The sequence below is a fragment of the Kitasatospora sp. NPDC033851 genome, assembly GCF_055576085.1.
Map to the genome: position 1 here is coordinate 204,486 of NZ_JBVIRL010000001.1, position 23,023 is coordinate 227,508.

Genomic DNA, 23,023 nt, shown 5'->3' on the forward strand with positions numbered 1-23,023 from the left:
CGCCCGGCCGCCGTGCCCCAGTCCATTTGCCCGATGAGACGGATGCGGACCATCCTCTGTCCATGGAACGCACGGAACGCACGGAGTCCCCGGCACCCCCGGAATGCCCCCGGCACGTCATCGACCTGGGTGAGGTGACGCTGCGCCGCTTCGCCGGCGAGGCCGACTTCCCCGAGTTCTTCGCGGTCATCGAGGAGTCGGTGGAGCACCTGCGGCCGTGGATGCCGTGGGTGGCCGAGCACAGCCGCGCCAAGACCACCGAGTACCTGGCCACCCGGGCTGAGCGCTGGGCGAGCGGGCAGGACTTCGCCTACGCGATCGTGCTGGACGGCGCCATCGTCGGCGCCTGCGGGTTGTACCGGCGCGACGACGCCCCGGACGACGGCCTCGAGATCGGCTACTGGCTCCACCCCGCCGCCATCGGGCGCGGTCTGGCCACCCGGGCCGCGGCGGCCCTGGTCGACCAGGCCTTCGACCTCCCTGGGGTCGAGTGCGTCGACATCGTCCACGACCCGGGCAACCGGGCCAGCGGCGCGATCCCGGCCCGCCTCGGCTTCACCGTGCACCTGCGTCGCCCCTCCGAGGCGATCGCTCCGGCCGAGACCGGCGAGGAGCAGGTGTGGCGGCTCACCCGCGAGCAGGCCGCCGCGAACGCCCGGCGGTGACCCGTTCGGTGATCCGAGCGGTGGCCCCGGCGGTCCGCCGTCGTGGGGGAAACGTGCGGACCGCCGGGCGCGTCCGGCCGGACGGGACGATCCGGCGGCGCGGCGGGAACGGACGCGGTGGAGGCCGCGCCTCCGCGCGGAGCGCCCCATCTCGAACTCCGCAGCCCCGCCGCGGACCTCACCCGCGGCATCGTGCGTCCGTTCCCGTGCCTGGGAGACCCCACCGGGCCGCAGCGATAACACTTTCATCGGATCGCCCCGCACAGCGCTGAATTGACGGACAGTCATACCGGCTGCGGAATCCGCCGACACCCGGTCAGGAAGCTTGTACCGAACCGTCCGTTTCCTGATACTTCCGGTCAGCGCCTGTCAGGGGCAGATCATCCGTCGTGCTACCGGACAGCACAGCCGGAGCCCGCCCACCGTCTGACCGCGCCTCCCGGCCCCCAACCCCCCAGGGGCCGTACTCCCAGGAGGAGATCGGTGAGGACCAAGCGCGGGACCCCCCGCACCGGCACCACTCGACGCCGTACCCGCCTGCTCGCCGTGGCCCTCGGCCTGCTGACCGCCACCGCGGTCGCCGTGCCGGGCGCCGCGGCGGCCCCCACCCACACCGCCGAACCCGGACAGCTCGCGGCCGTCAGCGACGCCGTCCTGCACGCCGAGGTCGACGGCACCGCGTGGTACGTCGACGAGGCCGCCGGACGCGTCGTGGTGACCGCCGACAGCACCGTGTCCACGGAAGCGCTCGACCGGATCACCCAGGCGTCCGGCGGCGACGCGTCCGTCCTGACCGTCCGCCGCGTCCCCGGCACCCTCGCCCCGCTGCTCGCCGCCGGCGACGCCATCTACGGCGGCCAGTACCGCTGCTCGCTCGGCTTCAACGTGGCGGACGCCGGCGCCCACTACTTCCTCACCGCCGGGCACTGCGGGAACGTCGCCCCCCAGTGGTACACGGACGCCGCCCGCACGACGTCGGTCGGAGCCACCGTCGCCTCGACCTTCCCGAGCCACGACTACGCGCTGGTCCGCTACGACAACTCCGCCCTGAGCCACCCCGGCGGCTTCACCTCCGCGCCGAACGCGTTCGTCGGCGAGGCGGTCAAGCGCACCGGCTCGACGACCGGCACGCACGGCGGCAAGGTCACCGGGCTCAACGCCACCGTGCGCTACAGCGGCGGCGGCACCGTGCGCGGCCTGATCCAGACCGACGTGTGCGCCGAGCCCGGCGACTCCGGCGGCCCGCTCTACGACGGCGCCAAGGCACTCGGCATCACCTCGGGCGGCAGCGGCGACTGCACGGTGGGCGGCACGACCTTCTTCCAGCCGGTCAACGCGGCGCTCGCCGCGTACGGGGTCAACGTGTACTGATCCCCCGCGACCCTGAGACGTCGAGACCCTGAGCCGCCCGGACCCTGCCGTCCAGACCCTGAGCCGTCGAACCGACGAACCGACGAACCGACCAGCCGCCGGCCCCGTTGCGCGCAGCAGCGGGGCCGGCGGCCGTGTGCGGCCCGGTCAGCCCGCGTACACGTCCTCGACGTACCGCCCGGCCTCGATCAGTCCCTGCAGCCAGGCCTGCGCCCGCTGCTCGTCGGCCCCCGGCGTCCGCTCCCGGTGCAGTTCCCGGAAGGCCGCCCGGACGCCCGGCGCCATCCGCCCGCCGTCGCCGCACACGTACACCTCGGCGCCCGCCGCGAGCAGCTCCCAGACCTCGGCGGCCTCCGCCGCGAGGCGGTCCTGCACGAAGCGCCGCCCGTCCTGCGGCCGCTCGCTGAAGGCGGGCCGCATCGAGACCGCGCCGGCCCGGTCGGCCGCCTCCAGCTCGGCCCGGTGCAGGTAGTCCGCTTCGGCGGCGTCGCAGCCGAAGTACAGCAGGGCGGGGGCGAGTTCGGCCCCGTCGGCGAGCAGCGCGCGGCGGTCGGCGACGGCGCCCCGGAAGGGCGCCAGGCCGGTGCCGGCCGCGATCATGATCACCGGGGTGCGGTGGCCGATCCGGAACGCCTCCCGGCAGGGCTGGACCCGGGCGAGCACGGTGTCGCCGACCGCGAGCCGGGCGAGGTGGCCGGAGCCGGTGCCGCGGAAGGTGCCCCGCCCGGAGCGGGCCGGGGCGCTGAGCACGGAGACCATCAGGTCCACCTCGCCCGCGCCGCCGGTCGGCGAGGAGGAGATCGAGTAGTGCCGGGGCCTGATCGGCGGCAGCAGCTCCAGCAGCACCGGCCAGGTCAGGCTCCCCTGCAGGGCCGGGTGGTCCTCGATCAGGTCCAGCAGGGTGCGCGGGTCGTCCTCGGGCAGCGCGCGCAGCGCGGCCTGCTCGGGCGGACAGGGGTTGCGGGCGGCCAGCGCGGCGCGCTGCTCGGCGGTCGGGCGGTCCTGCAACTCGACGTGGTGGGTGAGCAGGTCGCGCACCGTCAGCGGGCGGTCGAGGGCCAGGCCGGTGCGCCGGTGGGCCACGATGTTGAGCACGGTCTGCGGGTCGGCGCCGAACAGCTTGGCCGCGCGCTCGACCAGAGCCGGGTCGTTGGCCGGGAGCACCGTGAGGTGGTCGGCGGTCCGGTAGCCGGCGCCCTCGGGCAGGGCCAGCCGGACCAGGCGCTTGACCCGGGGGTAGCCGGGGTCGGTCAGGCTGTCGACGGCGGTGACGGTCAGCTCGGTCATGTCGTGCCGGGCGGCCAGCGCGGCCAGCGGACCGCCGGCCACCTCGGTCACCGTGTACGCGGCCTCCTGCCACGGCGCGGCCGGGGCGTCGGCGTCCCCGTACCGCTCCAGCAGGGCGACGCGCAGCGCCTCGGTGAACTGCCGCACGGTGCCGGCCAGGTCACCGGAGGCGTCGGCCTCGGCGCGGGCGAGCAGCCGGGTGCCGCCGAGGGCGGCGAGCCGGTCGTCGATCAGGACGGGGACGCGCTGGTAGGTGGCGGCGTAGGTGCGGTCGCCGATGCCGAGCACCGCGTACTCCACGCCGTCCGCCACGCCGCCGGCAGCGCCGTCCTCCGGGCCGTCCTCCTGGAGGCGGCGGACGAAGAGGGCCGCGTCGTCCGTCGGCTGCCCGTTGTACGAGGCGGCCGTGATCACCACCGGACGGTCGGTGGGCAGCCCGTCCGCGTACGCGTCCAGCGGGGCGATCGCGGTGTCGCAGCCGAGGTCGGCGGCGGCCTCCGCGAGCTGCCGGCTGAACTCGCGGCAGGCGCCGTAGTTGGAGCCGTGCAGGAGCAGCAGCCCGGTGCCCTGGCGGACCCGGCCGGGGCGCTCGGCGGCCGCGCCGGTCCGCGGGTCCGCGCCGGTGGCCGGCTCGGCGGCCGGGGGGACGGGCGTGCGCCGGGCGAGGCCGAGGGTGAACTCGTCGGGCTTGATGGTGAGCGTCTGCTTGATGGTCAGCCGGTAGTCGGCGTGGTCGATCAGCCGGTAGCGGTGGACCAGCATGCCGAGCAGCATGGTGGCCTCGTGCAGCGCGAACTGCCTTCCGATGCAGGCGCGTTCGCCGGTGCCGAAGGGCTTGAAGGCGTGCGGGGAGCGGGCCGCCTCGGGCTCGGTGTCGAACCGGGACGGGTCGAACAGCTCCGGGTTGTCGCCCCACGCGGAGTCGCGGTGCAGCATCGGGGTCGACACGAAGACCGTCTCCCCGGCGCGCAGCGGGATCCGTCCGCCGAGCAGGGTGTCCTCGCGCGCCTCGCGGCTGAAGGCGGGCGCGGTGGGCCACAGCCGCAGCGCCTCGTTGAGCACCTGCCGGGTGTACCGCAGGCGTCCGACGTCCTCGTACGAGGGCTCCGGGTCGGCCTGGCCGCCCCAGAGGGCGTCCACCTCCCGCTGCACCTCGCGCAGCACGGCCGGGTGCTTGACCAGGTAGTACATCGCGAAGGACAGCGCGCCCGAGGTGGTCTCGTGGCCGGCGATCAGGAAGGTGATCACCTGGTTGCGGATGTTCTCGGCGTCCAGCCGGGTGCCGTCGGAGGGACGCACCGCGCCGAGCATCAGGCCGAGCAGGTCCTCGGCCGGGCCCTGCTCGTCCTCCCCGGCGCGGGCGGCGATCACCTCGTCGACGACGTTGGCCAGGTAGTCGGCGTCGGCCCGGAAGGCCGCGTCGCGCTCGCTGTGGTCCAGCTCCGGGTCGCGGGTGAGCTGGGTCATCGCCCACTCCAGGCAGCGCACCATCGCGTCGACGAACGGGTGCGGTTCGTCCCGCTCGAAGGAGCCGAAGTCGAAGCCGAAGCCGGCCAGCCCGATGGTGTCCAGCGTCATCCGGGTCATGTCGCCGGGCACGTCCACGGGCAGCGCGGCGGCCTCCCGGCGGTCCCAGGAGTCGATCACCCGGCGGGCCACCCGCAGCATCACCGGGTGGTAGGTGCGCATCGAGCCGAGCGCGAAGGCGGGCATCAGGATGTCGTGCGCCCGGGCCCAGTTGGGCTCGTCGTTGTACGCGGTGAACAGGCCGTCGCCGGTGAACTGGCGGACGTTGACCAGGCCCGGGCCGATCGACTTGGTGAACCGGGTCTCGTCGGCCAGCTCCTCGACCAGCTCCAGGCCGCTGACCACCAGGGTGTCCCGGCCGTGCAGCCGCTGGACGAAGGCCGGGCCGTGCGCTCTGGCCAGCTCCATGGTCCGCAGCATCGGGGCGGCGATCGGCGGCGCCGACGAGATGTCCACCAGGGGGACGGCCGGGGTCTCGCTCGCGGCTCCGCTCCCGGCTCCGTCCCGGGTCTCGGCCCCGGCTTCGGCCGTCGCCCCGTCGCTTGCCCCGTTCCTCGTCTCGGTCATCATCTCGGTCATGGTGGGTCCCTCCCGCAGCGGAAAAGTTCGGCTCTCCCACTCTGTGCCCACCGGGAGGGAGGACCGGCCGTGATCACTACATGATTGTGTAGTACCCGGAGCGTCCGCGGGCTTGCCTACGAACCGTCAGCTCCGGCTGCGCGGATGCCACGGGGAGGAGAGGCCGGAGATGCAACCGACCGAGGACTGCGGTCCGGTACCGGGGAGCCCGCAGGACGCGGCGGTGATCTGGCGCAACCGGGCGTTGCGCCTGCTCGACCACGTGCCGATGCCGATCGCGGTGGTCGAGTTCGGCGGCCGGGTCCTGATCGTCAACCGCGCGATGGCGGCCGAGTTCGGCCTGCTGCCGGGGCAGTTGCGCGAGCGGAAGATCCTGGAGTTCTTCACCCTCCAGGACAGCGACACGCTGCAGGCACTCGCCGAGGCGGTCCGGCTGCACCGCCGCTCGCGGTACCCGGCCCGGGTCTCCTGGACGCCCGCGGACGGCGGCGAACGGCACGGCGAGATGACCGTCGACCTGGTCGGCGACACCCCGGAACAGACCCCGAACCTGCTGCTCTCCCTGCGGACCGTCGAGGCACCCCGGGAGGTGCCGCCGCCGGGCCCGCAGGTCGAGGTCAGCCCGGTCGAGGCCCGGATCCTCGCCGCGGCCGCCCGGGGCGCCACCACCGCGCAGATCGCCCGGGAGATCGGCCTCACCGCGGACGGCGTCAACTACCACCTCGCCCGGCTCTCCCGGCGCTGGCGGGTGCCCAACCGCACCGCCCTGGTCGCCCGCGCCTACGCCACCGGCGTGCTGGCCGCCGACACCTGGCCCCCCGAGCCCGCGGCCTGGTGAGAGCCCGGCGACGGGCGCCGAAACGCCCCGAACGGGTGACGGCGAGCTTCGGCCCGGCTACGCCTGGGCAGCCGCCCCGGGCGGACGGAGCGCTTCGAGGAGGAGGACGGCTTGCGCCAGGACGAGGACCGGACCAGCGGCGACCGGGCGGAGGCGGGCCGGGCGGGCCGGGCCTGCGGCGTCAGGCGGGTGTGCAGCGCAGCGCCGCCCACAGGTCGAGCCGGTCCTCCAGCTTCAGCAGGCTGCGGCCGGTGAGCTCCTCGATCCGCTTCATCCGGTAGTGCACGGTGTTGACGTGGAGGTGGAGTGCCTCGGCCGTCCTGGACCAGGAGGCGCTGTGCCGGAGGAAGGCGTCCAGGGTGTCCAGCAGGGAGACGGTGTTGGTCCGGTCGTGCTCGATCAGCGGCGCGAGGAGCCGGCGGCGGAAGTCCGCGGTGATCTCGGCGGGGACGCCCCGGAGCAGCGTTTCGAGGGAGGTGATCCGCGCGCAGCGGCCGACCGTCCCGGGCGGCTCGACGTGGAGCGCGTAGCGGGCCTGGACGAGCGCGGTCCTGAGGGCCCCGGCGGCCGGTTCGACGGTGGAGCCGATGCCCAGGCGCAGGCGCCGTCGGCCGGTCAGTCCGGCTTCCAGGCGGGGGAGGACGCGCTGCAGGGTCTCCGCGATCCGGGCTTCCGGGGCCGGGGACAGGGCCGCCGCGCCGCCCCGGCCGTCGGGGGCGGCGACGAAGGGGGCGGACAGTTCGTGGAGGGCCTCGGCGAGGGCGGCGGCCGTCCAGGTCGCGGGGGCGCCGTCGATCCGCGCGGCGACCGGGGTCAGGCTCTGGTGCGGGGGCAGGCCGGAGAGGGCGAGCGCGCGTTCGGCCTCGGCCTCGGTGTCGGCGCCGGAGTCGAGCAGTTCGATCAGCCGGGTGCCGGTCTGCCGCTGGGCGGTGGCGGTGGCCCGGTCGCGGGTGGCGAGCGGGGTGAGCAGTTCGGCCAGGCCGTGCAGCATGGCGGTGGCGGTGGGGCCGGGTTCGGTGTGGGGCTGCAGCAGCCAGCCGTCGAAGGGTGACTCGCCGGGCGGGCCGACCGGGACGGGCGTGGCCGCGGCTCGGGCTGCGGTTCGCGATGCGGAGGGCGCCGAGGAGTGCGCAGAGGTGTGCGCCGAGGAGTGCGCAGAGGAGTGCTCCGAGGAGGCCAGCACCCGGCCGGAGCCCGTGGTCAGGAAGCAGCCGGGCAGTCCGAGGTCGGTCACGGCCCGCTCCAGGAGGTCGTCCAGGGAGGCCTCGGTGCGGAGGAGCTGGGTCAGGGCGCGCCGGGCGGCGGCCGGGAGGGCCGCCTGCCCCTCGGCGTGCGCCTGAAGGTCGCCCCACAGGCGCAGGTAGACGCGGTCGGTGACGGAGCGGAAGCTGGTTCCGGCCGGGACCGACAGCAGGGGTACGCCGTGCCGGCGGCAGGCCTCGACCAGTTCCGGCGGGACGGTGCCGTGGGTGCCCTCGCCGGCGAGGAGCGCGGCGACCTCGGCGGTGCGCAGCGAGTTGGCGAAGCGCATCGCCGCCTGGCTCTCGTCCGGCCGCCACCAGACCAGTCCGGAGAGGACCAGTTCGCCGCGCTGCAGGTAGCGCGCCGGGTCCTGCAGGTCGGTGGAGGTCACGCCGGTCACCTCGCGGTCGAGTTGGTGGGGGCTCGCCCAGGCGACCTCGATGTGGAGGTCGTCCAGCTCCAGGAGGTCTCCGACGATCATGTTGTTGCTCCTTGTGCGCCATGTGCGGCATGGGGGTCTCGCACATGCGATGGCTGACGCGTATCAGGCATCGTAAACACAAGGACTAGGGTGCGGTTTTCCTCTTGTGTGATCACCTGACGGCGAGGGCTGCGGAGGGGGCCGTGGTCCGGCGGTCCCGACAGTGGACCGCCGCCCGGACTGCCCCGGGCCGCCTCCCGGGCCACGTCCCGGACCGTCCCGGGCCGCCTCCCGCTCACGGCGCCGCGGGCCGCCGGCGGTGCTTGTCGAGGGCCCGCCAGACCTTGTCCCGCAGGAACGGCGCCTCGGTGAAGCGGATCCCGGTGGCGTCCCGCAGGGCGTTGGCGAAGGCCGGCGGCACCGGGTTGAACGGGCTCTCCGACATCGACTTGGCACCCAAGGGCCCGATGGCGTCCGAGGTCTGCGAGAAGTGCACCTCGGTGCGCGGCACGTCCGCGAAGGCGGGCAGCCGGTAGCGGCGGAACGCCGCCGTGCTGACCTCGCCGCGGTCGTCGACCAGGACCTGCTCGAACAGCGTCGCGCCGAGGGCCTGGGCGACGCCGCCCTCGACCTGGCCGCGACACTGCAGCGGGTTCATCACCTTGCCGGCGTCGGCGCCGTGGACGCTGCGCAGGATCCGGATCTCACCGGTGTCCGGGTCCACCGCGATCCGGAACCACTGGGAGTTGAACGCCACCGAGCGCGGTGAGCCGCCGAAGTGGCCGTCGGCACTGAGCTCCACGCCCTGCCCGCGAGCCGCCTCGAAGACCTCCTTGAGCGCGACCGCCCGCCCGTCGCACTCGACCGCGTCGGCGGTGAGCCGCAGCAGGCCGCGCGGAGTGCGGGCGTACTCCGCGGTGAAGGAGAGGATCCGCTCGGCGAGCGCGTCGGCGGCCTTCATCACGGCCTTGCCCGCGACGACGGTCCCGGCGGAGCCGAAGGCGCCGGTGTCGTGCTTCACCACGTCGGTGTCGGACTGCCGGATCGAGATCCGGTCGAGCGTGGTGCCGAGGGCTCCGGCGGTGATCTGTTGGTGCACGGTGGTGGTGCCGTTGCCGAACTCCGCGGTGCCCACCGCGATGTCGTACGTGCCGTCCTCCAGCAGTTTCACCGTCGCGTCGGCGATGTGGCCGCCGGGCGGGCCGCAGGCGATGGCCGCCATGGCGAAGCCCTGGCCGACCAGCCAGCCCTCGGGGGCGAGTTCGGCGCTGGTGTCGTGCGCGAGGGCGTTGCGGACCACCTGGAGGCACTGGTCGAGTCCGTAGGAGGCGATGTGGAGGTCCTCCTCCTCGCCGAGCGGGCCCTCCATGTGCTCGCCGGGGCCGATGACGTTCCTCTCCCGGAGCACCAGCGGGTCGAGGCCCAGCCGCCGGGCGAGTTCGTCCATCGCCGACTCCACGGCGAAGGTGACCTGGCCGAGACCGTAGCCGCGGAACGCGCCGGCGGGCACCGCGTTGGTGTAGACGGAGTAGGCGTCGACCTTCTTGTGCGGCGCCCGGTAGACGCCCATCGACTCGCCGATGCTGTGGAACATCACGGCCGGCCCGTGGTTGCCGTACGCGCCGGTGTCGGCAACCACCCGGAAGCGCAGGGCCGTCAGGGTGCCGTCGCTCCTGGCGCCCAGCTTGACGGTGATCGTGAACGGGTGCCGGGTGGTGGCGCCGTGGAACTGCTCGGCGCGGGTGAACTCCAGCTTGACCGGCCGGTGCAGCCGCAGCGCCGCCAGCACCGCGATGTCCTCGGTGAGCATCTCCTGCTTGCCGCCGAACCCGCCGCCGACCCGGCCCGCCACCACCCGGACCCTGTCCATCGGCAGGTCGTAGAGGTCGCACAGGGCGCGCCGGGTGAGGAAGGGCACCTGGGTGGAGGAGCGCACCACGATCCGTTCCTCCCCCGTCTCCTCGCTCTCCTCGAAGTACGCGACGCAGCCGTGCGTCTCCAGGCTGGCGTGCTGCACCCGCTGGGTGCGGAAGGTCTCCTCGTAGACCACGTCGGCCTCGGCGAAGCCCCGTTCGACGTCGCCCAGTTCGCCGTGCGCCTCGCCGCAGACGTTGTCCCCGGGCCGGGCGATCCGGGACTCCGGGCCCTTGGGGTGGATCACCGGGGCGCCCGGCCGCATCGCCTCCTCCGGGTCCAGGACGTACGGGAGTCGCTCGTAGGTGACGGCGATCCTCCGGCAGCCCTCCTCGGCGGCACCCTCGCTCTCGGCGACCACGGCGGCCACCCGCTGGCCGACGAAGCGGACCACGTCGTCCAGCACCCGGGTGTCGTCCGGGTCCTCGGTCGGGTGCTCGTGGCGGGCCGTGGAGTACAGCCTGTCCGGCGCGTCCTCGTGGGTGAACACCGCGACCACGCCGGGGACGCGCAGCGCGTCCGAGGTGTCGATGGCGGTGATCCGGGCGTGCGGGTGGGGCGAGCGCAGCAGCTTCATGTGCAGCAGCCCGTCCACCGCCAGGTCGAAGGTGTAGCGGGCGGTGCCGGTCACCACCTGCGGCCCTGCGGGGGCGCCCGGGCTGCGGCCGACGGCCTGGCCGGCGCAGGGCCGTTCGGTGTGCCGAACGCCGCGGACGGCGTCCTCGATCGCCCGGTAGCCGGTGCAGCGGCACAGGTTGCCCTTCAGCGCCCTCGGCAGGTCGGCGAGGTGCTCCTCGTCGAAGGCGGAGGCCGTCATCAGCATGCCGGCCGTGCAGAAGCCGCACTGGAAGCCCTGGGCGTCCAGGAACTTCTGCTGCAGCGGGTGGAGTTCGCCGCCCTTCTCGGCCAGGCCCTCCACGGTGGTGACGGCCCGGCCCTCGGCGCGCAGCGCCGGGTAGAGGCAGCTGTGCACCGGCTCGCCGTCCACCTGCACGGTGCAGGCGCCGCAGTCGCCCGCGTCGCAGCCCTTCTTGACCCCGAACCAGCCGCGGTCGCGCAGGTAGGTGCGCAGGCACTGGCCGGCGCGCGGCTCGGCGTCGAAGTCCTCGCCGTTGACCCGGATGGAGAAGCTCACCGTCCGTCCTCCTCGTCGGCGTGGTGCCCGTCGACCAGTTCGCGGCGGACCTCCTCGGAGAGGCGGAAGGTCATGTGCCGCCGCCAGGCGGGGTGTCCGTGGATGTCGTCGACGTACTCCTCGGGCGCGATGCCGTAGCCGATCGCCTCGCGCACCGCCGCCGCGTTGGGCGGCAGCGGGAAGCGCAGCCGGACGGGGCGCACGGTCGAGGCCGTGACCGTCAGCGCCAGCTCGCCGTCGAGCGGGTCGCGGGTGCCGATGAGCAGCGCGCCCGAGCGGCCGAGCCCGTAGAGGGAGGCCTGCCGGAAGGCCGTGCGCCGCTCCAGGGCCCGGGCGGGCAGGAGGATCGAGCGGAGCAGTTCACCGGGGCGCAGGTCCTTCACCCCCGCGCCGACGACAAAGTCCGCCACGGGGACCTCGCGCACTCCCCCGTCCTGGGACAGCAGGGTGCAGACGCCGTCCAGGGCGGCGGTCAGCGAGATCATCGGCCCGGCCGGCAGCCCGTTGCACAGGTTGCCGCCGACGGTGGCCATGTGCCAGATCTTCCAGGACGCGAGGAACGCCCGGCAGCACTGCTCGACGAGCGGGGCCGTCGGCCGGTCCAGGGTCCGGGCGAAGCGCGACAGTTGGGCGATCGTGCAGGTCGCCGCGATCTCCAGGTCGCCGGCGGGCGTCAGCCGCACCGGCTCCCAGCCCATCCGGCTCAGGTCGATCAGCCGCCGGATGTGCGGCTGCGGCTCGGAGAACAGGTACGTCCCGCCGCCGAGCCAGGCGTCCCCCGGGCGCCAGCTCCCGCGCCGCCGCGCGTCGCGCAGCTCCACCACCGTGTTCAGGTCCACGTTCCGTCACCGTCCTCGATTGCTCGATTGATCGACACGGCGATTGAAGCAACGCGCCACCGGGCGGAACGAGTGGTCGCACGCACCAGCCTCGGGCGGCCAGACTGGACGATCGACCAGCGCATGGACATGTCGCGGTGGTGGCCGCCGCCGCTGGTCCGGGCCCTGCGGCGGGTCGGGGGCAGCGGGCGGGGCCGGGCGCGGGCTCAGCCGTCCGTGCGTCGGACGGCCTCGATGAAGCCCCTGGTGGAGGGCCCGGAGAGCGGGCGGCCGTAGCGTTCCCCGACCTGGTCCAGGGGGGTGAGTGCGGTGGTCCAGCCGTGCCGGTCGAGCCAGCCGTGGGTGTCGGGGCCGAGGCCGCCGCGCCACAGGTCGGTGATGTGGGCGAGGGACGGCTCGTGCGGTGCGGCGCTGACGTCCCCGCCCTTCTCCGTCAGCAGGCGGCTGCCGGGGGCGGCCAGGCCGGCGACCGCCGTGAGCAGTCCGGCGGCCTCCTCGGGCGTGAGGTAGACCAGCAGGCCCTCCGCCAGCCAGGCCGAGCGGCGCGACGGGTCGAACCCGGCCTCGACCAGCCGGGCGGGCCAGTGCGGGTCCAGCAGGTCGGCGGACAGGGTGGTGCGCTCGCTCCTCGGCGCGGCACCGAGCCCGTCGAGGACCTGTTCCTTGAAGGCCAGCACCGGGGCCAGGTCGAGTTCGAACACCCGGGTGCCGGCGGGCCAGTCCAGCCGGTAGGCGCGGGTGTCGAGGCCCGCCGCGAGCAGCACGACCTGGTCGGCTTCGGCGGCGAGGAGGCGGTCGTCGTAGTGGCGGGTGCGCAGGATGCCGTGCGCGACCAGGGCCCTGGCGAGGCCGCTGCCCAGGCCGGCTGCGGGCAGCGGCAGCGCGGCGGCCGTGACGAAGGCGGCGGCGTACGGGTCGACGAAGAGCGGGTCGGGGCGGGCGCTCTCGTAGGCCCGCACCCGGGCGACGGACAGGGAGGTGCGGGACACCGGGCTCAGCGGTTCGGAGGTCGTCATGCCCGCAATGTACATCGCCACCGATACATCGGTGAAGATGTATTATGGCGGCATGGACGGCGTGCAACTCCTCAGACTCGGCAAGCGGTTGACCGAGCTCGGCCGCGCGATGATCACCGACCCGGCCTCCGCGCACCTCACCGCCGGCGGGATCGCCGTGATCTCCGACGTGTACCGCCACCCCGCCACCTCCGTCCAGGAGATCCGGGTCCGCACCGGCTTCGCCCAGAGCCACGTCTCCGCCTCCGTCGCCCGACTGCGCGAGGCCGGCCTGCTCGACGCCGCCGCCGACCCGGCCGACGGGCGGCGCACCCTGCTGACCGTCTCCGAGCGCGCCCGGACCGCCATCCGCGCCCGCGTCGCGCAGCCCGCCGAGCCGGTCATCTCGAAGGCCGTCCCGGACCCGGACCAGGCCCGCCGGGTCACCGAACTGCTCGACGAACTCGCGGGCCTCCTGCTGCGCTGACCAGCGGACCCGGCCGGATTTCCACAACTGCGCTACAAGGAGCCCGGTCTGCTTTCCCGTCAGCCGTCTCCCTGGAATCATCCCCACTGGGCATCGGGGAGGTGCCCGGGACGCGATCGATGGGGGTTGCGATGAACGCTCGGATCAAGGACGCGCGGCCGCCCGGCCGGCCCCGAGTCCTGGCGGCGGTCGGCCGCACGCTGGCCCGGGGCCTGCTCCTGCTGGCGGGCCTGGCCACCGTCTTCGTCGCCTTCAGCTGGTTCGTGGGCGGCTACCGCTCGGTGGACGCCTACCTCGCCGCCCCGGACTGCGGAACGGCGGCGGCCGCGCCCGGCGCGGCCTGCGTACGCCACGAGACGGGCAAGGTCACGGCGGGGAAGGTCGACAACAGCGGCGACTCCACCAGCTACGAGCTGACCGTGGCCCGGGAAACGGCGCGCAGCCACACCTTCGACGTCGGCGAGGCCTTCTACGACGAGGTCGCCATCGGCACGGACGTGGACCTGAAGATCTGGAACGGCCGGGCGGTCGAGGTCTCCTGGCACGGGCACCGCGCCTCGGTACCCGACATCCCCTGGCTGACCTGCCTCAAGGTGGCCCTCCTGGTCGGAGCGGGGACGGCCCTGACCCTGTACGGCCTGGCCTGGCCAAGCGCGAGCGCCCAGGCGGTACCGCCGGCCACCGCCCTCGGGATCGCCTTCGTCTCCCTCCTCGGCAGCTTCACCCTCTGCCTCGCCCAGTGGCCCCTCGTCGTCACCCTGGCCCTCCCCATCCTCGCCTGGCTGCTCTTCACCGCCGTCACCACGGTGGTCGCCCTCGAGGACTGACCCTCCGATCCCGACCGGACCTTGACCCCGCTCCGGTCACGTCCGGGTCCGCGAGCGACTCACCACGTCATCGCCGGCGAGCCGGCTGCCCGGGGGCGTGCCCTCGGGAACGGCGGGCGGCGAGGGCGGCCTCGATTTCGGCCTGGAACGGCGGCGGGAGCGGGGCCGGCCGCCCCGGTCCCCTACCGTGGGAGGAGACGGCCCCTACCGTGGGAGACCATGGCCGACGTCCGGAACGCCGCGGCCCGCGGACGGCCCCGGGCAAGCTCGGGCCGGGAAGGGACGGTGACCGGTGGGTCCCGTGGAGGCGCGGCAGCCCAGGCACCCCGTCACCGAGGCCGTCGTCGTCGGCTCCGGTCCCAACGGCCTGGCCGCCGCCGTCACGCTCGCCGTGCACGGGCTCGCGGTCACCGTGCTGGAAGCCGCCGAGGAGATCGGCGGCGGCGCCCGCAGCGGCGAGACCACCCTGCCCGGCCTGCTGCACGACCACTGCTCGGCGGTGCACCCCTTCGGCGTGGCCTCCGCACTGCTGCGCTCCCCCGACCTCGCCCGGCACGGCCTGCACTGGGCCTGGCCCGACGTGGACCTCGCACACCCCCTGGACGACGGGAACGCGGCCGTGGCCCTGCGCTCGGTCCGGGACAGCGCCCGCGCGCTCGGCGCCGACGCCGAGGCCTGGCTGCGGGTGTTCACCCGGCCGAGCGAGCACTTCGACGCCCTCGCCGACGACGCCCTGCGCCCGCTCCTGCGGGTACCCCGACACCCGCTGCTGCTCGCCGACTTCGGCCGCCGAGCCGCGCAACCCGCCACCGTGCTCGCCCGGCGCTGGCGCACCGACCGGGCCCGGGCTCTGTTCGCCGGGGCGGCCGCGCACGCCTTCCAGCCCCTCGAACGCCCGCTGACCTCCGCCGTCGGCCTGCTCCTCCTCGCCGCCGCCCACCACCGCGGCTGGCCCGTCGCCCGAGGCGGCTCCGGCCGGATCACCGCCGCCCTCGCGGCCCGGCTCACCGAACTCGGCGGACACCTCGAAACCGGGCACCCGGTGCGCTCCCTCGCCGAACTGCCGCCGACCGGGCTCGTCCTGCTGGACGTCGCCCCCGGCGCGGCAGCGGACATCTGCGGCGACCGACTGCCCCCACGCGTACGACGCGCCTACCGGCGCTGGCGGCACGGGCCGGCCGCCTTCCGGATGGACTTCGCCGTGGCCGACGGCGTCCCGTGGCGCCACGAGGACTGCCGCCGGGCCGGCACCGTCCACCTCGGCGGCACCATGGAGGAAATCGCCCACGCCGAACGGGAGACCGCCCACGGCCGGATGCCCGAACGCCCCTTCGTCCTCGTCGCCCAGCAGTACCTCGCCGACCCCGGCCGCTCACGCGGCGACACCCACCCCGTGTACGCCTACGCCCACGTGCCGCACGGCTACGACGGAGACGCCTCCGGGCAGATCCTGGCCCAACTCGAACGCTTCGCCCCCGGCTTCCGGGACCGCGTGCTCGCCACCACCGTCACCCCGGCGTGCCGACTGCCGCGCCACAACGCCAACCTCGTCGGCGGCGACATCAGCACCGGCGCCAACACCCCGCTCCAGACCGTCCTGCGCCCACGCCCCGCCCTCGACCCGTACGCCACCGGCATCCCCGGCGTCTACCTCTGCTCCGCCGCCACCCCACCCGGCGCCGGCGTCCACGGCCTGTGCGGCATCCACGCGGCCCGGTCCGCCCTACGGCACGCGGGGATCACGGCGGCCGGCTGATCAGCCGGCCGCCCGGAGAGCGGGCGACGGGTCGTCGGGGCCGCCGTGGCGTGGCTGCGCCCCGCCGGACGGTGCGCGCCGCGAGCATAGGGCCTGGCGTCGCCGTCCCCCGGTCGGCGGCCGCGACCGGACGCGACCGGAGGCGGCTGCGACCGAACCCCGACGGTGACCGAGCCCCGTTCCCGAGGAAAGGCGTCGTGCTCGATGAACCCCCCGCCGGGACCTGCCCGCCCGCCCGAACCCGATGCGCGGGCGGCCGACGGCGGGCGCCGGTGGCTCCTCGTCGCGGGGATCGCGGGCGTGCTGTTCACGGTCGTGGCCGTGCTGACGGCCGCCCACGGCTGGGCACCGTACCCGTTCGAGCGGGCTGCCAATGACTGGAGTGTCACCCACCGGCCGGCCGCCGCCCGGAGCACGGCCGTCGCCCTCACCTGGCTCGGCAGCGGCGTGGTGCCCTACCTCCTCGCCCTCGCCGCCGGGGCCGTCACCCTCCGCGCCGCGCCCGCGCCGCGCTCCCCGCGCCGCGCCGTCCTGCAGCTGACGGGCCCCGTGCTGTGGCTGATCGCGGGCCAGCTCCTGCGGCTGGGCGTGATGCACGCCTGCGGACGGCCCCGGCCGCCGCGGATGAACTGGGCGACGGACGCGTCCGGGTTCTCCTTCCCCTCCGGCCACTCCTTCACCGCCACGGTCAGCGCCGGTCTGCTCGCCCTGGCCGTCGCCCGGGCCCGCCCGGCCCGGGCCGGGGCCGCGATCGCGGGCGCCGCCGTGTTCGCCGTCGCGATCGGCCTCACCCGCGTCTACCTCGGGGTGCACTGGCCCCTGGACGTCCTCGGCGGCTGGCTCCTCGCCGCCGGCTGGCTCGCCGCCGGCGCCGTCGTCCTGCGCCCGGGCCCACCGCACCGCCGCCGGACACCCGGGAGCCCGACGGATCACCACGCGAGCGACCGAGAGTGACCACCCCGGGAACCCGGCGGGTGCCCGCTCAGACCGGCGGCTGTGCCCGGGCCAGGCCGCGGTCGTACGCGAAGATCACCGCCTGTACCCGGTCCCGGGCGCCGATCTTCGCCAGGACGCGGCTGACGTGCGTCTTGACGGTCGACTCCGCGAGCACCAGGCGTTGGGCGATCTCGCCGTTGGTCCAGCCGTTGGCGACGGCGATCAGGATCTCCCGTTCGCGGTCGGTCAGGGCTTCCAGCCTGGGGTCGGCGGCGGGTGCCGTGCCGGGCGGGCGGATCGGCAGGCGGTGGGCGTAGGCGTCGAGGAGGCGCCGGGTGATGGCGGGGGCGACGACGGCGTCGCCCCCGGCGACGGAGCGGATCCCGGAGAGCAGCTCCTCGGGGCGGGCGTCCTTGAGGAGGAAGCCGCTGGCTCCGGCGCGCAGCGCGGCGTGGGCGTACTCGTCGAGGTCGAAGGTGGTCAGCACGAGGATGCGGGAGCGGCCGCCGCTGGCGACGATCTGCCGGGTGGCCTCGATGCCGTCCATGCCGGGCATGCGGATGTCCATCAGGACGACGTCGGGTCGCAGGTCGGCGGTCAGCCGGACGGCTTCGCCGCCGTGGGCGGCCTCGCCGACGACCTCGGTGTCGGATTGGCTCTCCAGCAGCATGCGGAAGCCGTACCGCTGGAGTGGCTGGTCGTCCACGATGAGGACGGTGGTCACGTCGGTCCGCCTGTCGGGTCGGGGGTGAGGTCGAGTACGGCCTCCACGCTCCATCCTGCACCGGGGCCGGGGCCAGCCGTGACGGTGCCGCCGTAGAGCGCCGCGCGTTCACGGATGCCGGCGAGGCCGTGGCCTTCGCCGCCGGGGTGCGCGGGTGTGCGGGCGTCGGGGGGCGGCCCGCTGTCCTGGACGCGGACCCGCAGCCGGTCGGTGTCGGCGGTCAGGGTGACGTGGGCTCGGGTGTCGGGGCCGGCGTGCTTGAGGGTGTTGGTGAGCGATTCCTGGACGATGCGGTAGGCCATGAGCTGCATGCCGCGGTCCAGGCGGTCGAGGTCGCCGGCCGCCGTGTACACGACCTGCGGTCCGGCGGCGCGGATGCGGGCGCACAGCCCGTCGAGGTCGGCGATGCCCGGCTGCGGGGTGAATTCGGCGGTCTCGTCGCCCTGGTCGCGCAGGACGCCGAGCATGCGGCGCAGTTCGCCGAGTGCCTGGCGGCTGGTGTCGCCGATCAGCAGCAGGGCCTCCCGGCCGCGCTCGGGGGCGGCCTGGGCCGCGTAGGCGCCGCCGTCGGCGAGGGTGACGATGACGGACAGGTTGTGGCCGATGATGTCGTGCATCTCGCGGGCCACCCGGGTGCGCTCGGTGGCGGTGGCGAGCCGGCTGCGCTGGTCGCGTTCGATCTCCAGGCGGGCGGCGCGTTCGCGCAGTCCGGCGAGCTGGGCGCGCCGGATGCGTACCGCGATGCCGAGGGCGACGGCCGCCGTGGCGGCGCTGAACAGGAAGAACAGGGCGTCGCCGACCGGCAGCCCCCCACCGGAGACGGCCACGGCGACCAGGGCGACGGCGCCGACCATGGCCCCGCAGGACCAGGCCAGGTGCCGTAGCCGGCCGTGCAGGGCCAGGCTGTAGAGGGCGATCAGCAGGGCGGCGTCGGCGCGCAGGCCGACGCCCAGCGACCACTGCAGGACGAAGACCGCCATGATCGCGACGAAGGCCGCCGTGGGCCGGCGGCGGCGCCACAGCAGCGGGACGACCAGGCCCGCCTGCAGGGCCAGCGTCGCGGGCAGCGACAGCCGGGCGAGGACGATCCGGTGCTCGCGCGGGCCCTCGCCGTGCCCGGGGAGGAGGTCCGGCAGGCAGAACAGCAGGACGGCGGCGACGACCACGGCGGCGTCGAGCACCCAGGGGTGGTCGCGGTCCGCCTGGCGCACCCGTTGGCCGATCCGGGCCAGGCGCGCGAACAGCGGGCCGGACAGGACCTCGGCTCCGGTGAACGGGCCCGTGGAGGTGGCGTGCTCGCTCACCGGTGGCACCTCCCTGGTCGGACGTCTGTACTGCGCGATCGCGGAAAGCGGCGCCGGTCTGTCCCGGCGCCGCACTCCGATTGTCTCAGGCCTCGTGCCGCAGGCGCCGTGCCTCAGGCGTCGGTGCGCACCAGGCGCACGGCGGCTCCCGTCAGGGCGAGCACCGTCCAGCCGAGGAAGACGACCAGTCCGGCCGTCGGCGACAGCGTGGTGCTGTCGTGCTGGAGGGCGAACATCGCCTCGCCCGCGTGGCTGGGCAGGTAGGGGCTGATGTCGCCCTGCCAGGAGCTGGGCAGCAGCGAGGTCAGCCCGGGGATCAGCATCAGCGAGGCCACCAGGACGGCGATGCCGCCGGCCACCGAGCGCAGCAGCGCGCCCAGCGCGACGCCGATCACGCCGACCAGCGCGAGGTAGAGCCCGGCTCCGAGCAGGCCGCGCACGACCCCGGTGTCGGAGAGGGTCATCGCGGCGCGGGTGTCGGCGAGGATCCGGCTGTCGACGAGGAAGGTGGCGAACACCCCGACGGTACCCAGGACCAGCGCGATCACCCCGAACACGGCGGCCTTGGACCACAGCACCGGCAGGCGGCGCGGCACGGCGGCGAGCGTGGAGCGGATCATGCCGGTCGAGTACTCGCCGGCGGCGACCAGGACGCCGAGGACGCCGAGTGCCAGCTGGGCGAAGTTGGTGCCGAACAGGGACAGGCTCAGCGCGCTCGCGGTGGCGAAGTCCCGGTCCATCGGGCGGCCCTCGCTGATCCGCGACTTGAACTGGGACGCGGCGATCAGGCCGAACGCGACCAGGAAGAGCAGGGCGAGGCCGAGGGTGATCCAGGTGGAGCGCAGGGACCACAGCTTGGCCCACTCGGAGCGCAGCACGCGCAGTGCGGTCACCTTGTACGCGGGGCGGGCGGGCCGGAGGTCGGCGGGCGCGGACGTCGGGCTCGGTGCGACAACGCTCATGCCGCGCTCCTCGGGGTTTCGGTGCCGACGGTGTCGGCGGCCTTGGCGGTGGTGGTGCCGTGGTACTCGACGGCGTCGCGGGTCAGCTCCATGAACGCCTCCTCCAGGGAGACCGTGCGGGGAGTGAGCTCGAAGAGCGCGATGCCCTGCTCGGCGGCAGCGAGGCCGATCTCGCGGGCCGTGCGGCCGGTGACCAGGAGTTCCTCCGAGCCGGCCCGGCCGGTGATCTCCACTCCCGGTCCGGCGAGCGCGGAGCGCAGCCCGGCCGGGTCGGCGCTGGCGACCTTGACCGCGTCGCCGCCGGCCTGGCGGACCAGTTCCTGCACGGTGGTGTCGGCCAGCAGCCGACCCCGTCCGACGATGATCAGGTGGTCGGCGACCAGGGCCATCTCGCTCATCAGGTGCGAGGAGATGAAGACGGTGCGCCCCTCGGCGGCGAGCCCGGTGAGGAGGTTGCGGATCCACAGGACGCCCTCGGGGTCGAGGCCGTTGACCGGCTCGTCGAGCATCACGGTGGCCGGGTCGCCGAGCAGGGCCGAGGCGATGCCGAGCCGCTGGCCCATGCCGAGCGAGAACGCCCCGGCGCGCTTGCGGGCCACCGACTGCAGGCCGGTCATCTCGATGACCTCGTCGACCCGGCCGCGCGGGATGCCGTGGGTGTGGGCCTGGGCCATCAGGTGGTTGAAGGCGGAGCGACCCGGGTGGATCGACTTGGCCTCCAGCAGCGCGCCGACCTCCTGCAGCGGCGCCGCGTGCTCGGCGTAGCGGCGGCCGTTGACGCGGACCGTTCCGCTGGTGGGGGCGTCGAGACCGACGATCATCCGCATGGTGGTGGACTTGCCCGCCCCGTTGGGCCCGAGGAAGCCCGTCACCGTGCCCGGCCGGACCGTGAAGTCCAGCCGGTCGACGGCGGTCTTCTCGCCGTACCGCTTCGTCAGCTGGTGTGCCTCGATCATCGGTCATCCCTGTGCTCCGGGGCCGGGCCGTCCCGGCCGCCCTCGCCTTCCACGCTAGGGGCAGGGGCGGCCGGATCCGTGGTACCGGGGGCCGATCATCGACGCGCCCGTAGTACCGCGGTACCACGGGCCACGCGTCGGCCGGGCAGCTCGACGGGTGATGTTCCCGCAGGTCGGCCGCCGCCGTCCGGGGGTCGGAGCAGGCCCGGCCGATACTCCGGCCATGACACCCTCCCGCCGGAATTCCCTGCTGCGTGTCACCGCTGCCTGCGCGCTCCTCGCCGTCTGTTCCCCGGTCACGACCGCGGGCGCCGCGGCCGGTACGGAAGCCCACCGCCGTCCCTGCGTGGTGTCCGCAAGGACGTCAGGCCTCGCCCTGCTCCCGGAGGATCCGTTCCACGCGGCGAACGCGGCGCGCACGCGCGGATCGTCGGTGCGCCCTGACCAGGGAGGACTCCGCACTCACGCGGCGGCGTGACCGCCGGTCAGTCCTGCGCGGAACCCGCGCCCGCGGACAGTCCGAGGATCGTCGCGGTCAGGATGCGGGCCAGCCGGGGTTCGACCTCGATGACGGCGTGGGCGAGGCGCGGGTCACTGCGGTAGAGGGCGGCGACCTCTGCGCCCGGGTTCGCGATCTGCCACATCGCCCCGGCCAGGGCGACGGCGGTGGCGATCAGGTCGACGACGTCCTGGTCGTTCAGGGTGGGCACCTGCGCGCGGACGGCCGCGGTGATCGGCTCACGGGCGGCGCGGGTGGCGAGCTTGAAGTCGCGCACCGCGTCGAGCGAGACGTTGCGTTCGAGGTTGAGCGGTGCGTGCGCGAGCAGGTCGCAGAACATGCCACGGGCCGCGAGCGTGGCGGCGAACGCCCGCGCCACGGCGGCCGGACCCGGGTCCGCGGCGTCCCGGAGCCGCTCGGACAGCGCGTCCGACCAGTCCTGCCAGCCCTCCGCCGTCAGCCGCAGGAAGATCTCCTCGCGCGTCTCGAAGTACCGCAGCAGCGCCGACTTGTGCATGCCCACCGCGGCGGCGATGTCCGTCAGGGAGACGTCCCGGATGCCGCGCTCCCGGCCGAGTGCCCGGGCCGCCTCCAGGATCGAGGCCTCGCGCAGGCGCTTGGCCTCGGGCGAGCGCGCCCGCTGGAACTCCGATGCTGCTGCTTCCACCCGCCCATCGTAGAACAACGCCGTTGCCGTATTACCGCAACAGTGTTGCGCTATTACCGCAACGGTGTTTTACTAACGGCATGGAACAGACTTGGTTCATCACCGGCAGCTCCCGCGGCTTCGGCCGCACCCTCGTCCGCGCCGCCCTCGAAGCCGGCGACCGGGTGGCCGCGACCGCCCGCCGCCCCGATCAACTCGCCGACCTCGTAGAGGAGTTCGGCGACCGGGTCCGACCGATCGCACTCGACGTCACCGACCCGGAGGCCGCCCGGGCGGCCCTCGCCGAGGCACACGCACACTTCGGCCGGATCGACGTGCTGGTGAACAACGCCGGCTACGCCAACGTCTCGCCGATCGAGACCACCGAGGACGCCGACTTCCGCGCCCAGTTCGAGACGAACTTCTGGGGCGTCTACCACGTCACCAAGGCCGCGATCCCGCTGCTGCGCGAGCAGAAGGGCGGGCTGGTCATCCAGTTCTCCTCCATGGGCGGAAGGGTCGGCGGCTCGCCGGGCATCGCGTCCTACCAGGCGGCGAAGTTCGCCATCGACGGCTTCAGCCGCGTCCTGCGGGCCGAGACCGCGCCGTTCGGCGTGCGGGTGCTGGTCGTCGAACCCAGCGGCTTCCGCACCGACTGGGCCGGCTCCTCGATGGTCGTCCACGACGTCCCGGAGGCCTACGCCGAGACGGTCGGCGCCGTCAACCAGCGGCTGCGGCAGAACAGCGACGGAGCCGGCGTCGCCGGCGACCCCGTCCGGGCCGCCGAGATCCTCGTGCGGATGGCCAAGCGGCGCGACATCCCCCACCACCTGCCCCTCGGGGTCAACGCGGCCGAGGGCTCCATCGCCATGGACCGCCGGCTCCTCGCGGACGACACCAAGTGGCGCGAGGTCTCCCGCTCCGCCGACTTCGCCGAGGCCTACCCGGCCCCCTTCCCGCCGGACTCCACGCACTGACCGGCCTCCACGCCCGCCTCCACCTCCGGGTCCGTCTCCGTCGTCGCGTCCGTCTCCGTGTCCGTGTCCGTTCCGTGTCCGCGTTCGGGAAGTCGGCGCCCGTCCGGTCGGTTACCCGATAATGCGCGGTGGCCGT

18 protein-coding genes are annotated in these 23,023 nt (G+C 74.6%); 8 read left to right on the plus strand and 10 right to left on the minus strand.

The window, feature by feature from the left end:
* Positions 1-62 precede the first annotated feature (62 nt).
* Complete coding sequence (locus tag ACZ51D_RS00940) at positions 63-665, plus strand: GNAT family N-acetyltransferase (RefSeq protein WP_465614824.1); 603 nt, start codon at positions 63-65, stop codon at positions 663-665.
* Between the two features lie 483 nt (positions 666-1,148).
* Complete coding sequence (locus ACZ51D_RS00945) at positions 1,149-2,036, plus strand: S1 family peptidase (protein WP_465614823.1); 888 nt, start codon at positions 1,149-1,151, stop codon at positions 2,034-2,036.
* Positions 2,037-2,183: 147 nt separating this feature from the next.
* Here ACZ51D_RS00945 and ACZ51D_RS00950 read toward each other — a convergent pair whose 3' ends face one another.
* The gene (locus tag ACZ51D_RS00950) at positions 2,184-5,429 is read right to left on the minus strand and encodes a bifunctional cytochrome P450/NADPH--P450 reductase (RefSeq protein WP_465614822.1); all 3,246 of its coding nucleotides are present in this window, start codon (positions 5,427-5,429) and stop codon (positions 2,184-2,186) included.
* A 169-nt stretch (positions 5,430-5,598) separates the two neighbouring features.
* On the opposite strand from ACZ51D_RS00950, the gene ACZ51D_RS00955 reads away from it, so the two are divergent.
* Entirely contained in the window at positions 5,599-6,267 is a 669-nt protein-coding gene (locus tag ACZ51D_RS00955; protein WP_465614821.1) for a LuxR C-terminal-related transcriptional regulator, read from the plus strand.
* A gap of 181 nt (positions 6,268-6,448) precedes the next feature.
* Here ACZ51D_RS00955 and ACZ51D_RS00960 read toward each other — a convergent pair whose 3' ends face one another.
* The 4 genes from ACZ51D_RS00960 to ACZ51D_RS00975 all read right to left on the minus strand — a co-directional run bounded on the left by ACZ51D_RS00960 (position 6,449) and on the right by ACZ51D_RS00975 (position 12,834).
* Positions 6,449-7,990, minus strand: coding sequence for a PucR family transcriptional regulator (locus ACZ51D_RS00960; protein ID WP_465614820.1), 1,542 nt, complete (start codon positions 7,988-7,990; stop codon positions 6,449-6,451).
* A gap of 235 nt (positions 7,991-8,225) precedes the next feature.
* The gene (locus ACZ51D_RS00965; RefSeq protein WP_465614819.1) at positions 8,226-10,979 is read right to left on the minus strand and encodes a molybdopterin-dependent oxidoreductase; all 2,754 of its coding nucleotides are present in this window, start codon (positions 10,977-10,979) and stop codon (positions 8,226-8,228) included.
* Positions 10,976-11,818 (minus strand): FAD binding domain-containing protein, encoded by an 843-nt coding sequence (locus tag ACZ51D_RS00970; RefSeq protein WP_465614818.1) that lies wholly within the window; start codon positions 11,816-11,818, stop codon positions 10,976-10,978. The genes ACZ51D_RS00965 and ACZ51D_RS00970 overlap by 4 nt, the downstream gene beginning before the upstream one ends.
* Positions 11,819-12,024: 206 nt before the next feature.
* Positions 12,025-12,834 (minus strand): SAM-dependent methyltransferase, encoded by an 810-nt coding sequence (locus tag ACZ51D_RS00975; RefSeq protein ID WP_465660668.1) that lies wholly within the window; start codon positions 12,832-12,834, stop codon positions 12,025-12,027.
* Here ACZ51D_RS00975 and ACZ51D_RS00980 point away from each other — a divergent pair.
* The 4 genes from ACZ51D_RS00980 to ACZ51D_RS00995 all read left to right on the plus strand — a co-directional run bounded on the left by ACZ51D_RS00980 (position 12,833) and on the right by ACZ51D_RS00995 (position 16,837).
* A complete protein-coding gene (locus tag ACZ51D_RS00980; protein ID WP_465660670.1) occupies positions 12,833-13,300 on the plus strand; it encodes a MarR family winged helix-turn-helix transcriptional regulator in 468 nt (155 codons plus the stop codon). The genes ACZ51D_RS00975 and ACZ51D_RS00980 overlap by 2 nt on opposite strands.
* Positions 13,301-13,431: 131 nt before the next feature.
* On the plus strand, positions 13,432-14,127 hold the full coding sequence (locus tag ACZ51D_RS00985) for a hypothetical protein (RefSeq protein WP_465660672.1): 696 nt from the start codon (positions 13,432-13,434) through the stop codon (positions 14,125-14,127).
* Positions 14,128-14,419: 292 nt separating this feature from the next.
* The gene (locus ACZ51D_RS00990) at positions 14,420-15,883 is read left to right on the plus strand and encodes a phytoene desaturase family protein (protein ID WP_465660674.1); all 1,464 of its coding nucleotides are present in this window, start codon (positions 14,420-14,422) and stop codon (positions 15,881-15,883) included.
* A gap of 204 nt (positions 15,884-16,087) precedes the next feature.
* Positions 16,088-16,837: a phosphatase PAP2 family protein gene (locus ACZ51D_RS00995; RefSeq protein ID WP_465660676.1), complete on the plus strand. Its 750-nt coding sequence runs from the start codon at positions 16,088-16,090 to the stop codon at positions 16,835-16,837.
* Positions 16,838-16,865: 28 nt separating this feature from the next.
* Here ACZ51D_RS00995 and ACZ51D_RS01000 read toward each other — a convergent pair whose 3' ends face one another.
* The 5 genes from ACZ51D_RS01000 to ACZ51D_RS01020 form a co-directional block, all read right to left on the minus strand.
* Positions 16,866-17,543 (minus strand): response regulator transcription factor, encoded by a 678-nt coding sequence (locus tag ACZ51D_RS01000; RefSeq protein ID WP_360501410.1) that lies wholly within the window; start codon positions 17,541-17,543, stop codon positions 16,866-16,868.
* Entirely contained in the window at positions 17,540-18,847 is a 1,308-nt protein-coding gene (locus ACZ51D_RS01005; RefSeq protein WP_465660678.1) for a sensor histidine kinase, read from the minus strand. The genes ACZ51D_RS01000 and ACZ51D_RS01005 overlap by 4 nt, the downstream gene beginning before the upstream one ends.
* Before the next feature lie 113 nt (positions 18,848-18,960).
* Positions 18,961-19,809 carry an ABC transporter permease gene (locus ACZ51D_RS01010; protein WP_360501404.1) on the minus strand — a complete coding sequence of 283 codons (849 nt, stop codon included), beginning with the start codon at positions 19,807-19,809 and terminating at the stop codon, positions 18,961-18,963.
* Entirely contained in the window at positions 19,806-20,765 is a 960-nt protein-coding gene (locus ACZ51D_RS01015) for an ABC transporter ATP-binding protein (RefSeq protein ID WP_465660680.1), read from the minus strand. Before ACZ51D_RS01015 ends, ACZ51D_RS01010 begins: the two co-directional genes overlap by 4 nt.
* Positions 20,766-21,250: 485 nt before the next feature.
* The gene (locus tag ACZ51D_RS01020) at positions 21,251-21,931 is read right to left on the minus strand and encodes a TetR/AcrR family transcriptional regulator (RefSeq protein ID WP_360501396.1); all 681 of its coding nucleotides are present in this window, start codon (positions 21,929-21,931) and stop codon (positions 21,251-21,253) included.
* 80 nt (positions 21,932-22,011) lie between these two features.
* On the opposite strand from ACZ51D_RS01020, the gene ACZ51D_RS01025 reads away from it, so the two are divergent.
* Positions 22,012-22,887, plus strand: a complete 876-nt coding sequence (locus ACZ51D_RS01025) for an SDR family NAD(P)-dependent oxidoreductase (RefSeq protein ID WP_360501393.1) — start codon at positions 22,012-22,014, stop codon at positions 22,885-22,887.
* The last annotated feature ends 136 nt before the right edge of the window (positions 22,888-23,023 follow it).

Bases quoted from the DNA above. Each gene is read 5' to 3' on its own strand.
- ACZ51D_RS00940 (WP_465614824.1), top strand. From the start codon at position 63: ATGGAACGCACGGAACGCACGGAGTCCCCGGCACCCCCGGAATGCCCC.
- ACZ51D_RS00950 (WP_465614822.1), bottom strand. From the start codon at position 5,429: ATGACCGAGATGATGACCGAGACGAGGAACGGGGCAAGCGACGGGGCG.
- ACZ51D_RS00955 (WP_465614821.1), top strand. From the start codon at position 5,599: ATGCAACCGACCGAGGACTGCGGTCCGGTACCGGGGAGCCCGCAGGAC.
- ACZ51D_RS00960 (WP_465614820.1), bottom strand. From the start codon at position 7,990: ATGATCGTCGGAGACCTCCTGGAGCTGGACGACCTCCACATCGAGGTC.
- ACZ51D_RS00980 (WP_465660670.1), top strand. From the start codon at position 12,833: ATGCCCGCAATGTACATCGCCACCGATACATCGGTGAAGATGTATTAT.
- ACZ51D_RS00975 (WP_465660668.1), bottom strand. From the start codon at position 12,834: ATGACGACCTCCGAACCGCTGAGCCCGGTGTCCCGCACCTCCCTGTCC.
- ACZ51D_RS00985 (WP_465660672.1), top strand. From the start codon at position 13,432: ATGAACGCTCGGATCAAGGACGCGCGGCCGCCCGGCCGGCCCCGAGTC.
- ACZ51D_RS00995 (WP_465660676.1), top strand. From the start codon at position 16,088: ATGAACCCCCCGCCGGGACCTGCCCGCCCGCCCGAACCCGATGCGCGG.
- ACZ51D_RS01010 (WP_360501404.1), bottom strand. From the start codon at position 19,809: ATGAGCGTTGTCGCACCGAGCCCGACGTCCGCGCCCGCCGACCTCCGG.
- ACZ51D_RS01015 (WP_465660680.1), bottom strand. From the start codon at position 20,765: ATGATCGAGGCACACCAGCTGACGAAGCGGTACGGCGAGAAGACCGCC.
- ACZ51D_RS01025 (WP_360501393.1), top strand. From the start codon at position 22,012: ATGGAACAGACTTGGTTCATCACCGGCAGCTCCCGCGGCTTCGGCCGC.